5 protein-coding genes are annotated in these 13,370 nt (G+C 71.1%); 3 read left to right on the forward strand and 2 right to left on the reverse strand.

Going from position 1 to position 13,370, the window contains the following annotated elements; translation table 11 throughout:
* Window positions 1–2 precede the first annotated feature (2 nt).
* Entirely contained in the window at window positions 3–1,145 is a 1,143-nt protein-coding gene (locus OG989_RS16485; protein WP_327031008.1) for an aminotransferase class I/II-fold pyridoxal phosphate-dependent enzyme, read from the reverse strand.
* Window positions 1,146–1,260: 115 nt separating this feature from the next.
* Window positions 1,261–2,322, reverse strand: a complete 1,062-nt coding sequence (locus tag OG989_RS16490) for a cytochrome P450 (protein ID WP_327031009.1) — start codon at window positions 2,320–2,322, stop codon at window positions 1,261–1,263.
* Between the two features lie 1,153 nt (window positions 2,323–3,475).
* Between OG989_RS16490 and OG989_RS16495 the strand changes: the two genes are divergently transcribed.
* The 3 genes from OG989_RS16495 (at window position 3,476) to OG989_RS16505 (ending at window position 13,314) form a co-directional block, all read left to right on the forward strand.
* Window positions 3,476–7,678, forward strand: coding sequence for a non-ribosomal peptide synthetase (locus OG989_RS16495; RefSeq protein ID WP_327031010.1), 4,203 nt, complete (start codon window positions 3,476–3,478; stop codon window positions 7,676–7,678).
* 30 nt (window positions 7,679–7,708) lie between these two features.
* Complete coding sequence (locus OG989_RS16500) at window positions 7,709–9,001, forward strand: MFS transporter (protein WP_327031011.1); 1,293 nt, start codon at window positions 7,709–7,711, stop codon at window positions 8,999–9,001.
* 86 nt (window positions 9,002–9,087) lie between these two features.
* Window positions 9,088–13,314: a condensation domain-containing protein gene (locus OG989_RS16505; protein WP_327031012.1), complete on the forward strand. Its 4,227-nt coding sequence runs from the start codon at window positions 9,088–9,090 to the stop codon at window positions 13,312–13,314.
* Window positions 13,315–13,370: the final 56 nt, after the last annotated feature.

A 13,370-nucleotide genomic window follows, 5' to 3' on the forward strand; every position in this document is an offset into this window, starting at 1 on the left:
CTCTAACCACCGCTCACCTTGAGCTCCGGGGCAGCCTCGGTCAGGAACTGATCGAGGCGCTCCAGCGCCTCCGGCATGTTGCTGCGGCCGTAACCGATCCGGACGTACCCGTCCGGTTCGTCGAACACGTCACCCGGCAGCAGCAGCACGCCGGCCCGGCGTCGCACGAGGTCCACGAACTCGCGACTCGACATGCTGATCCTGAAACGGGGGAACGCCACCGTGCCCGCGCCCGGTCGGTTCCAGCTCACCAGGTCCCGGTGGCGGGCGAAGAACTCGTCCAGCAGCGGCAGGTTCGCGCGGACGATGCCCCGCGGACGGGCCAGCACCTGTTCGGCGTTGCGCAACGCCATCAGGGCCAGCAACTCGCTCGGCGCGGCGGCGCAGATCGTGGTGTAGTGCTTCATTCCCGCGGCCCGCCGCAGCAGGTCCGAGTTCTTGCTGGCCAGCCAGCCGATCCTGGCCCCCGGCAGCCCGTAGACCTTGGAGACCACACCGATCGAGACGCCGGTGTCGGACACCTCGACCGCGGCCGGGAGCCGGTCGGCCACGTCGTGTTCGAGCAGCCGGTAGATCTCGTCGCTCACGAGCGTCGCACCGATGTCGTCGGCGAGCTGCCTCAGCCTGGTGAACTCGGCCTGGGTGGGCAGTGCCCCGGTCGGGTTGTTCGGGGCGTTCACCACGATCATGCGGGTGTCCTCCCGCACGGCGTCGACGATCCGGGAGACGTCGAAGCCGAAGCCGTCGCCGACGTCCATCCGTACCCGGGTGACGTCGGCGCCGGCCGCCTCCGCCACCTCGTACAGGGGCTGCCAGCACGGCGTCGCGACCACCACGTGGTCCCCGGGGCTCAGCTCGGCGTTCATCATGCAGAAGATCGCGTCCTGGGCGCCGGAGAAGACCAGGACGTTCTCTGCCGTCACCCCGTCGTACTGGGCGGCGATGGCCTCGCGCAGCAGCGGGTGGCCCCACGTCTCGGTGTAGCCGAGGACGAGGTTGTCCCAGAGCTTCCGGCTCTCCGGGTCGGCCATCTCGACCAGGTCCCGCATCGGCAGTGCCTCCGCGTCGGAACCGCACATCACGTACCTGGTCACGAATTCGTACTCGGCGAAGAAGGTCTCGATTTTCAACTCGGCGATGCGCACGAGGGTCTCCTGTTGCGAGAGGTTTCACGGACGTGGAGGGGCGCGGGACGCGTCACAGGTGGGGTGGCCGACGGGCCACCTCGCAGCTCGCGTCCGCCGACGGGGATACGGGGGATCAGCGCGGGTCGAGCCGGACGTGCAGGTCGCGTAGCCCGTTGATCGTGGTCGACGCCATCCGCCGTGGCGGAGTGAGGATCTCCGCGCTCGCGACGCGCGCGACCAGTTCCTCGAGGAAGACCGAGAGTTCCAGCCTGGCCAGGGCGGAGCCCAGGCAGAAGTGCGAGCCACTGCCGAGGGCGAGGTGCTCGTTGGGCGTGCGCCCGAGGTCGAGTCGGTCGGGGTCGGCGAACGCCCGCTCGTCGAAGTTCGCCGAGGCGTACCAGATCACCACGTCGTCGTTCGCGCGGATGGTGCGCCCCTGGAGTTCGAGGTCGTGGCGCGCCCGCCGGATGACGTGCTTGCTCGGCGTGGTCCACCGCAGGATCTCGTCGACCGCCGGCCGTACCAGCCGAGGGTCCTGGCGCAGCCGGTCCCACTGGTCCGGGAACTCGATCAGGGCCAGCAGGGCGCCGGCGGCGGCGTGCCGGGTGGTCTCGTTGCCGCCGAGCATCAGCAGATCGAAGAAGAGCAGCACCTCCTCCTCGGTGAGCTCACCCTTCTCCTCCGCCTGGATGAGCTGGCTGATGACGTTGTCCCCGGGCTCCGCCGGGGCCTGCGTCATCAGCTCGCGGCAGTAGAGCAGCAGCGCGCTGTGCGCCTGGGTCACGGCGGCGCGGCCCACCTCGTCGGTGGCCTCCACCGTGGCGCAGGCGGCGCTGGTCATCTCCAGCATCCGGTTCCAGTCGTCGGGCGGCACGTCCAGCAGGGCGGAGATGGCCGCGACCGGCAGCACCGAGATGACCTTGACGAGGTCGCAGCTGGTCGTCTCCAACGCGGTCTCGATGGCGTCGGCAGCCACCGCCCGCAGGTACGGCTCCAACTGGTTGATCCGACGCGGGGTGAAGCTGCGGCTGACCAGCCGGCGCAACTGCGTGTGCCGGGGAGGGTCGCTGACGTTCATGACCTTCCCCGCGGCCGGGTCACCATGCACGCGCTGCGGTCCCAGGACGTTGGCCTGCACGGACGTGAAGGAGGCGGTGTCCTTCTGCACCCGTACGCAGTCGTCGTACCTGGTCACGGACCAGAAACCGGGCTCCAGACGCGGCGGAGTCCACATCACCGGCGCGTGGTCGCGCAGCTCGCGAAAGGCGGGCCGCAAATCGTCCACATGTACGCCGGCATCAGCGAGATTGATGGTGTTGTCGTGCATTCCCCGTTCCTCCCCGTGGGCAGACCGGTCGCGTCGAACGGAATTACCGATTGTTCCCGGAAGGGTCAAGGCGTGACCGCCTGCCGCGAACGTTCGAATTGCCGCACCGTTCGATGGAATCAGCAGGGCGGACCGATGGTGGCACGAAATTGTCCCGGCAAGCGGTGGATGGCTGACGCAATCTGCTTGCCGAGGCGTGCTGACCGTATGTCGCCGCGCTACTCCTCGCGCCGCTGTCGAGATCCCATCATGTCCAAGCCGTGCAGTGCTGTCAATATGAAGAAACGGGCACAACGGCGTTTCCGCGGGTGCGGTGCGCCACTTCGGCACCGGGAGGGATCGGTCCGATACGCGAGGATCGCGCTCGCGCGGCGTGGCGGCGCCGGTCGGGATCGAACCCCTGCTCAGGCCCTTTACACAGGGCCGATCCGGAGGTTGCCGGCCGGCGACCGCGCGGCCCGGGCGCCCTGCAACGGAGGCTTGCGGAGGCTATGGGGCGGCGGTATCGTCAGCGCCGCACAGAGGGCGTTGAAGGTTGACGATGCGCTGCTGCGCCGCCGGACGAACCATTTCATGGCAGTCCTGCGCTGCGGTGCCGGCGACTCCCTTCTCTCGCCCCGAGTGCTTCAACGGGGAGGAAGTGTTGTGGGTGTTTTTGTCTTGCGTCAGCCGGTGTCGAAATCCCGTGGCGGATGCCCGCCTGTTTCCCTGACGCATCGTCGTCGTACGAATGGCCCTTCGCACTGATCGGTCGGGCTTCGTCGAACCAGGGTCGTTCCCGGTTCAATTATCGTCGAGTGGCCTTTTTGGGCCGCCGCGGATGTCTGTGATCGTCGGTTCCTTCGGGGTGCCCGTATTCGGGGCCCGCCGTCCGGCATCCGTCGGCTTCCGTATCTCCCGCTGAATCAGCGCCCCCGTCATCGGGCACCATTTCGCCCGTGGCGGACCGGACCGTGCGCGGATTTCCGTCTGGAAAAGACCTTCCAGTCGACGTCCGCCTGCCAGAAGGGACCCCCAGCACATGTCGCCACAGGAGAAACGACTTGCCGCGCCCGCGGCGGCCGACCGCCGAGCACTGGAGGCGGAACTCCTGTTCAGGGCAGCTCGCCGGCAGCGGGGGGACCAGCTCGTCGCCCGCGAGGCCGACGAGCCCGTGCCGCTGGCGCTGCCGCAACGTCGCCTGTGGTTCTTCCATGAACTGACCCGCGGCCAGTCCCTCTACCAGTCGTCGGTCTGCTTCCGGCTACGTGGCCGCCTGGACCTCGGCAGCCTCCGGGCGGCCATCGAGGCGGTGGTCCGCCGCCACGAGGCACTGCGCACCAGGATCGACACCGGTCCGGCGGGCGAGCCGGTCCAGCAGTTCCCCACCGACCGACCGGTTCCCGTGATCGTCACCGATCTGCGTGACCGGCTGCCGGAGGACCGCCCGCAGGCTCTCCGGGAGGAGATGACCGCCACCGTCCAGGAACCGTTCGACCTGCACCGGGACCTCCCGGTACGGGCGCGCGTCGTCCGGGTGGACGAGGACGAGCACCTGTTGGTGATCGCGCTGCACCACATGGTCTCCGACGGGCGTTCCCTGGAGGTCCTGTGCCGGGACCTCGCCGCCTACTACCGGGCCGGCGTCCTGGGCACCGACCCGGAACTGCCCGTTCTGCCCGTGCAGTACGGCGACTTCGCCCGGTGGCAGCAGCGCCAGCAGGATTCCCCGTCGTGGCGCAAGCAGGTGGAGTACTGGCGGACCCGACTGGCCGACGCTCCCCGTGTCCTGGCCCTGCCGCTGGACCGCCCCCGCGGTCAGCGCCAGAGCTACCGCGGCCGGGTGGTGCCGATGAGTCTTCCGGCCGACCTGGTCCAGCGGGCGCGGCTGCTCAGCGGCCAGTCCGGTTGCACGCTCTACATGACCCTGCTCACCGCGTTCCACGTCCTGCTGCACCGCTACAGCGGGGACGACACCGTCGTGGTGGGTATGCCGGTCGCCGGCCGCAACCAGCGCAAGGTGGAGAACCTGGTCGGGTTCTTCGTCAACTCGCTCGCCATCCGGTTGGACTTCTCCGCCGACGACTCCTTCCTGGACCTGCTCGACCAGGCCCGCGACACGATCGTCGCCGCGATGGACCACCAGGACGTGCCCTTCGACATGGTCGTCGAGGCGCTCGGGGGCGAACGGGACCTCTCGCACAACCCGGTCTTCCAGACCATGTTCCAGGCCAACGTCGACCCGGTCGCGGGAGTGGAACTGAAGGGGCTGACCGCCGAGAGGGTGTGGCCGGGCGCGGCCATGAGCGACTTCGACCTGAGCGTCTACCTCTCCGGTGCCGGGGACGGCGGCCTCACCGGCTGGTTCGAGTACGGCACCGACCTGTTCGACCACTCCACGATCGAGCAGATGGTCGCCCACTACGTGGCACTGGTGGGCGCGCTCCTCGCGCGGCCCGACCGCCCGGTCACCCAGGTCGCCTTCCTCTCCGAAGAGGAACGACGCCGCATCGTGCGGGAGTGGGGGGAGACCGGCCGGGCCGAGACGCCCGACCGGTTCTGCCACGAATACCTGGCCCTGCACGCCCGCCGGTCACCGGAGGCGACCGCGCTGGAGTGCGGCGACCAGCGCGTCACGTACGCCGAGTTGGCCGCTCGCACCGACCGCCTGGCCGCGGCGCTGCGGGACCGCGGCGCGGTTCGTGACGGCGTGGTGGCGGTGATGTTGGCGCCCTCGATCGAGGCGATCACGACCATCATCGCGATCCTCAAGTCGGGGGCCGGCTACCTGGCGATCGATCCGAAGTACCCGGCGCCGTGGATCGAGTACGTGCTCAGCGACTCGGGCGCGGCGATGGTCGTCACCGACGACGCGCACGCCGAGGCGGTCCGGGGACTGGCGCCCACGGTCCTGTTCAGCGCGCTCGACGCACCGGCAGACGGCTCCGCAAGCGCACCGGCAGACCGATCCGGGAGCACACCGGCAGACGGCACCGGGAGCGCGCCGGCCGGCGGACGGGTGGCCGGCGGCGACCTCGCCTGCGTGCTCTACACCGGCGGCTCGACCGGCCGGCCGAAGGGCGTGCTCATCGAGCACCGGAACCTGGCACACCACGCGGCCTTCGGCTTCACACCCATGGGGATCAGCGCCGCGGACCGGTGCCTGCAGTTCGCGTCCCTCAGCTTCGACGCGTCGCTGGAGGAGATCCTCTTCGCGGTGACCACCGGAGCCACCCTCGTGCTCCGCGGCCCCGACTTCGACCTCAGCCCCTCGCGGTTCGCGCAGTGGTGCCTCGACCGGCGGATCAGCGTGCTGTCGCTGCCGACGTCCTACTGGCACGAACTCGTCGATTCGGGCGCCACGGCGGCACTCGTCGCCTGCCCGGAGCTGCGGGTGATCACCATCGGCGGCGAGGCCGCCGCGGCGGACCGCATCCGCCGCTGGCACGACGAGGGAGGGGGCCGTGTCCGCCTGCTCAACGGGTACGCGCCCAGCGAGTGCACGATCTCCTCCTCGTGGTCCGAACTGACCCCGGACCGGATCGGCGGGCACGTCCCGATCGGGCGGCCGGTCACCAACTGCCAGATGTACGTCCTGGACGAGGCGGGCCAGCCGGTCGGCGCCGGGGTGGTCGGCGAGCTGTACGTGGGCGGCGGAGGAGTGAGTCGCGGATACGTCGGGCGTCCGGACCTGACCACCGCGGCCTTCCTGCCCCACCCGTTCAGCGACCAGCCCGACGCCCGGTTGTACCGGACCGGTGACCGCGCCCGCTACCTGCCCGACGGCAGCCTGACCGTGCTCGGCCGGCTCGACGACCAGATCAAGTTGCGCGGCTACCGGATCGAGCCCGGCGACATCGAGGCCACTCTCCGGCACCACCCGTTGGTGCGGGACGCTCTGGTACGCGTCCGCGAGGACAACCCGGGTGACCGCCGCCTGGTGGCCTACGTGGTCCCGGACTCCGGCACGTCGGTGGCGGAGCTGGAGTCGATGTCGGCGGTCCTGCGCGACGGGCTGCTCGACCAGTTGCCCGGCTACCTCGTCCCGTCGGTGTTCGTCGTCCTCGACAGGCTGCCCCGTACCCCCTCCGGCAAGCTCGATCCGAGCCGGCTGCCCGCACCACGGCGTGAGGGCGGCGGGCGGCAACGGGCGGCCGTCCGGAGCACCACGGAACTTCGCCTGCTGGCGCTCTGGCGGCAACTGCTCAACAAGCCGGACGTGGGCGTACAGGACGACTTCTTCCAACACGGCGGTCATTCGTTGCTGGCGGTGCAACTGGTGGCCCGCATCGAGCGGGACTTCGGTCGCAGCATGCCGGTGAGCGCCCTCTTCCCCCAGGCGACGGTCGCCCGGGTGGCGCGGAAGCTGGAGGAGGAGGAGCCCGCGACGGCCAGCTCGGTGGTCGTACCCCTGCGGGTCGCCGCGGAGGCCGGCACCGTCGTGCTGGCACCCCCCGTGGGTGGCGACGTCGTGGCGTACACCGCACTCGCCTCGGCCCTGCCGCCGCTCAACGTGCTGGCCCTGCGCTCGCCGGGCCTCGAGCCGGACGGCGTCCTGCACCGAGACCTGGAGTCGCTGGCGGCCAACTTCGTGACGGAGATGCGGGCGGCCGGCGTGTCGCAGCCGACGTTGCTCGGTGGCTGGTCCCTGGGGGGCGTGACGGGACTGGCGATGGCGCAGCAGCTCGCGGACGAAACGGGTTTCGCGCCGACCGTGCTGGTCATCGACGGGGTGTGGGGTCTCCGCGAGGGCGTGCTCTCCGACGGCGAGGTCGAGGCGTTCATCCTCTCCGCATTCGTCCGGGACGTTCGGCGGACCCTCGGCGCGCTCCTGCCCGGCGCGCAGGCGGACACCGCTCAGCCCGACACGCTGGACGGCCTGGAGCGGGAGTTGGTCACCGCCGGCCTCGTCGACCCGGAGACCAGCACGGAGTGGATACGACGGCGGTTCGACGTCTTCGCGGCCAACGTCCGCGCCGTGGCCGAGCACCGGCCCCGCCGCTACCCCGGACACGTGCTGCTGCTGCTGGCTGAGGAGCGCACCGATCATGAGCAGGTCGTCGCCGACTGGAGCTCGGTGGCGGGCGGCGGATTGACCGTCCGCACCATCACCGGTGACCACTATTCGGTGGTGAGTCCCGAAGGGATCGCGGAAATTCGCGGCGTCCTTGCCCAACTGTTGGGCCAAGATGGAGGGCTTGTGTCCGCCGCCGTGGCGCGGCACGGCGCAGTCCGTTCGGTCTGAGGAGGCCCTCTCTTGTTCAAACTTCCATCGATGCGCGTGCTGCGGGAGCGCGACTTCCGGCTGCTGCTCGGCGGGCGCATCACCTCGCAGCTCGGCAACCAGATCACCGTCGTGGCCCTGGCCTTCGGGGTGCTCGACCTGACTGGTTCCGCCTCCGACCTGGGACTCGTGCTCGCCGTGGAGGCGTTCTCCCTGGCGCTGTTTCTCGTGATCGGCGGCGCGGTCGCGGACCGGATGTCCCGGCGCCGGCTCATGATCACCGCCGACCTGGTGCGGTTCGCGTCGCAGGGCGTGATGGCGGCGCTGCTGATCTCCGGCCACGCCAGGATCTGGCACCTCCTGCTGTTGCAGGTGGTGTCCGGAATCGCCTCGGCGTTCTTCATCCCGGCCGTCAGCGCCCTGCAACCGGAGACGGTGCCGGCGGAGCACCACCGGGAGGCCAACGCGCTGCGAGGGCTGATGATTGCGGCTGCGGGGGTGGTGGGGCCGGCTCTGGGCGGGCTGCTGGTGGTGGCGGTCGGCGCCGGTTACGCGCTGGCGCTGGACTCGCTCTCCTTCCTGCTCAGCGCCGTGCTCATCAGCGCGATCCGGGTCGGCTCCGCGCCCGTCGCCAACTCGGGCAAGAGCGTGCTGCGTGACGTCCGGGACGGCTGGCAGGACTTCCGGTCGCGCAGGTGGCTCTGGCCGGTGACCCTCCAGAGCGCGCTCGTGCGGATGCTCGGCCTGGCGCCGTTCATGGTGCTCGGCCCGCTGATCGCGAAGGACGAGCTCGGCGGGCCGGCCAGCTGGGGCCTCATCCTGGGCGCGATCAGCCTCGGGGCGTTCGTCGGTGGATTCGTCGCCATGTCGGCCCACCCCCGGCGGCCGTTGATCCCGGCGGTGGCCGGCGCGTTCCTCTTCGTACCCATGCTCCTGCTGCTCTCCGTCGCGGCTTCCCCGGTCGCCATCGCCGCGGTCGCGTTCCTCGGCGGGATCGCCCAGTCCGTCTTCTGGACGTACTGGCAGACGGCCATGCACGAGAACGTCCCGCCGGAGACCCTGTCGCGGATCAGCTCGTACGACTGGCTGGGCGCCTACACCTTCGAACCGATCGGGTACGCCCTGGCCGGTCCGGCGAGCGCCCTGATCGGGGCCAGCGCGACGCTGGTCGCCGGGGCCGGCGCCGTCGCGGTCGGCACGGCAGCGACGCTCGCGGTGCCGGAGGTGCGCCGGCTGCGGGCGCGGTCGGCGAGCACGGAGGAGCAGCCAGCCAGCGCGGCGGGCGGATCCGCCGAACCGGCCGGGGCACCGGGTCCCGACGGCGAGAAGCAGGTCTCCGCCTAGCCGCCCGCGGCTGCCAGCCCGATGACCCCGCGCCGGGTGTGCCCCGAGAAATCCCAGGCCACCATGACCGACAGGGAGCTCGTCACATGGAACTGTCCGACCGTCTCTCGCAACTCTCCCTCGGAGAACGGGACCGTCTGGAGCGCCTCCTGCTCGGCTCGTCGGCCCGCCCGGCGAAATCCGCCATCACGCGCGGCGGCGCGGACACCGGGCCACTGTCCTGGGCGCAGCAGGGCGTCTGGCTGACCCAGCAGCTCGAGCCGAGCAGCCCGGCCTACCACCTCGCGCTGCACACCAGGTGGACGGGGGACGTCGACGGCCCGGCGTTGCGCGCGGCGCTGGGCGTCGTCGTCGAACGGCACGAGACGCTGCGGACCCGGATTCTCAGCGACGCCGGGCTGCCGGTGCAGGAGATCGTGCCCCGGGTCGAGATCCCTCTGCCGGTGACCGATCTGAGCGGCGTCCCGCACGGCGAGCGGGACGCCCTCGTGCACCAGTTGGTGTGCCGGGTGACCGACGAGCCCCTGGAGCTGACGAGCGCGCCGCTGCTCCGCGCCCATCTTGTGCGCCTGACCGACCGGGAGGCACTGCTCCTGCTCACCGTCCACCACCTGCTGGCCGACGGGGCCTCCGCGTGGATCGTCCTCGACGATCTCCTCACGGCGTACCAGGCGATACGACGGCAGCAGCCGCTCGCCGGCCCGCGGGCGGGCGTGCGCTACCTGGACTACGCGGCCTGGCAACGCGACCGGCCCGAGTCGACCTTCACCGACGCCGTCGAACACTGGCGCCGACACCTGGCCGGGCACCGCGGCCAGCTCGCACTCCCCACCGACTGGCCGGTTCCCGAACAGCGGTCGTTCGAGGGCGCCCGCCTCCCGTTGCGGGTGGGCGCCGGCCGGCTGGTGGAGTTACGGGATCTGGTCGCCCGGCGCGAGGCCACCGTGTTCATGGCCGCCCTCGCGACCGTGTACGTCGTGCTGCACCAGCTCAGCGGGGAACCGGACCTGGTGGTCGGCGTGGCGGCCGACCACCGGGACCGGCCGGAGACCCGGGACCTGGTTGGACTGCTGGTCGACATGCTGCCGCTGCGGGTACGGCTCGCCGAGACGTGGACCTTCACGGAACTGCTCGCCGAGGTCCGCGAGGTGGTGCTCGCCGGCCTCGCACACCGCGACGCGCCCTTCGAGAAGGTGGTCGACGCCGTGCTCGACGGGCGTAGCGCCAACAGGTCCTCGCTGTTCCAGGTCGCCTTCACCTACCAGGAGACCGCGGCCCTGAGCCGGAGCGCGGAGACCGTCCAGGTGCGCCTGGTCGACCTCGGGGTGCGGGCCACCCAGTTCGACATGACGTTCTGCCTGGTCGGTGAGGGCGACGAACTCTCCGGCTACCTGGAGTACCGCAGTGACCTGTTCCGTGCCGACACGGTGGCGGCGCTCGGCCGGCACTGGGACGCCGTCCTCGCCGCCGTCATCGCCGCGCCGGACGCGCCGATCGGCGACCTGCCACCGCTGCCGCCCGGCGCGGCGGGCAGCGTCGTACCGAACCAGCCGCCCGCGACTGCGGGGGGACGCGTCGGCACGGCGGGCGACCAGCCGAAACCCGGCGACGGTACGGACGGGCCGGTCGACGACGACCGCGTCGCCCAGCTTCGCGCGATCTGGGCGGAGGTCCTCGGCGCGGAGGACGTCGACGACGACTGCGACTTCTTCGTCGCGGGCGGGAACTCGCTGGCCGCGACCCAACTGATGCTGCGCCTGCGGGCCCGCTTCGACGCGTCGCTGCCCCTGCGCTCGGTCTTCAGCCACCCCACCCCGGCCGCCTTCGCCCGTTACCTGCAACGCAACGTCCGCCAGGACGCGGCGGTCACACCGGCCCTCGTCGAGGAGGCGGACCACCGGGCCGACCAGCCCCTCTCCCTCGCCCAGCGGCGGATGTGGTTCGTCAGCCGACTGGAACCGGACTCCGCCCGTTACAGCGTGCCCATCACGCTGCGGCTCACCGGCGTCCTCGACGTGGCTGCCCTCGAAGCGGCCTTCACCCGGGTCGTCGCCCGCCACAGCGTGCTGCGCAGCGTCTATCCGCAGGTCAAGGGAGAGCCCGTACAGCGGATCCGGCCACCCGGCCCGGTCCGGATCGACGTGCTCGACCTCACCTCCCGGCCGGACCCCGGGCAGTCGGGTCGACAGTGGCTGGACGCCGAACTGGCCAGCCCCTTCGACCTCGCCGAAGGCCCGCTGCTGCGGGTACGGCAGGCCCTGCTCTCGCCGACCGAGAGCCTGTTGTTGATCAACCTGCATCACATCGTCTTCGACCGGTGGTCGGGGGAGAACCTCTTCGCCGAGCTCGCCGAGCTGTACCGGGCGCACACCACCGGCACCGAGGCCCGGCTGCCGGAGCTGTCGGCCCAGTTCGCCGACGTGGCGCTGTGGCAGCAGACGTGGCTGCGGGGCCCCGAGACGGCCCGACAGCTCGACTACTGGAGGCAGGAGCTGCGGGAACCACCCGCGCCGCTGACCCTGCGGATGCAGCAGCCCCGCCCGGCCCGCCGTACGCGCCCCGGCGGCTTCGTCACCTTCGACCTTCCGGGCTCGGTCCGGGCCGGGGTGACGGCGCTGGCCGGCTCGGACGGCACCACCCCGTTCATGGTGCTGGCGGCGGCGTTCCAGGCACTGGTGGCGTCCGCCAGCGGCCAGGACCAGTTCCTGATGGGTGTGCCGATCGCCAACCGCACCCGGGTCGAGTTCGAGCCGTTGATCGGATTCTTCGTCAACACCCTGGTGCTGCGGGCCGACGTGTCGGGGGATCCCACCTTCACGGAGCTGCTGGCCCGGGTACGGCGCACCGCGCTCGGGGCCTACGCCAACCAGGACGTGCCCCTGGACCGGATCGTGGAGGAGCTACGTCCCCCCAGGGAGAGCAACCGCGATCCGTACGTGGACATCATGCTCACCTATCAGAACGTGCCGCGGGGAGGCGGGCTGCGGCTGCCCGGCCTGGACGTCGAACTGCTCCCGATCAGCGAGTGGGCGGCCAAGCGGGACTTCACCATCCGGATCGAGGACAGCGACGACGCGTACCGGGCGGTGCTGGAGTTCGATCGGGAACTCTTCCGCCCCGACGACATGCGCGGATTCGCGGAGACCTTCGTGTCCCTTCTCACCCGGCTGGTCGCCGACCCCTCGGCGCCGCTGAGCCGGGCACTCGCCACCAGTGGACGCAGGAAGCGAGAGGCAATGACCGACGGAGAACGACGTGCCGCGCCCGGCCGGCGCGCATTCGAGCAGGTGATCTCCCGCGCGCCGGCGACCGTCGCGGCCACGGAACAGGAGCAGGTACGGGTCGGCTCGCTGACCGACCACCCGGACGCACTGCCCCTGGTGGTGCAGGCGAGCGGCGCGAGCCTCGACCTGACCTCCTGGGCGGCGGCCCACCCGGACCTCATCGGCCGCGGCCTCGTGGCGCAGGGCGGGGTGCTGTTCCGGGGCTTCGAGGTCGCCTCCGCGATCGACTTCCGCCAGTTCGCCGCGACGCAGATCGCGCACCTGCTCGACTACCAGGAGCGGTCGACGCCACGGCGGGAGGCCGGCCAGAAGAACGTCTACACCTCGACCGAGTACCCCGCCGACCAGTACATCGAGCTGCACAACGAGATGTCGTACTCGCACGAGTGGCCGATGAAGATCGCCTTCTACTGCGAGCACCCGGCGACGACCGGCGGGGCGACTCCGGTGGCGGACTCCCGCCGGGTCTACCGGATGCTCGACCCCGACCTGCGGAAGCCGTTCGAGGAACTCGGCGTGACGTACGTGCGCAACTACGGCGCCGGCGTCGACCTGCCCTGGCAGGAGGCCTTCCAAACGGACGACCGGGAGCAGGTCGAGCGGTACTGCGCCGAGTCGGGGATAGACCTGCGCTGGCGGGGCGCCGACGGTTTGCAGACCCGACAGGTCCGGCCGGCAGTCCACCGGCACCCGGTCTCCGGGGAGACGACCTGGTTCAACTCCGCGCACATGTTCCACGTCGCCGGTCTCGACCCGGAGGTGCGCCGGTCCCTGACCGGGCTGCTGGACGAGGAGCAGTGGCCGCGGCACGCCTACTACGGTGACGGTTCCCCGATCGCCGACGACACCATCGAGGCGATCAGGGCCACCTACCGCGCCGCGACGGTCCGGTTCCAGTGGCGCCGGGGCGACGTCATGCTCCTGGACAACATGCTGAGCTGCCACGGCCGGGAGCCGTACACCGGTCGCCGCAAGGTCCTGGTCGCCTTCGGCGACGCGGCGGGCCTCTCCGGCAGCTCGCCCGGTTGAGCCTCGGCCCCTGCCGCCAGCGCGTCGCGCCCCCGCCGGTCCGCCAGTCCGCCCCG

The organism is Micromonospora sp. NBC_01740 (assembly GCF_035920365.1).
Lineage (GTDB): Bacteria > Actinomycetota > Actinomycetes > Mycobacteriales > Micromonosporaceae > Micromonospora > Micromonospora reichwaldensis.

Excerpts from the sequence above, each read along its gene's own strand:
- OG989_RS16500 (WP_327031011.1), top strand. The coding sequence starts at position 7,709 with ATGCGCGTGCTGCGGGAGCGCGACTTCCGGCTGCTGCTCGGCGGGCGC.
- OG989_RS16495 (WP_327031010.1), top strand. The coding sequence starts at position 3,476 with ATGTCGCCACAGGAGAAACGACTTGCCGCGCCCGCGGCGGCCGACCGC.
- OG989_RS16505 (WP_327031012.1), top strand. The coding sequence starts at position 9,088 with ATGGAACTGTCCGACCGTCTCTCGCAACTCTCCCTCGGAGAACGGGAC.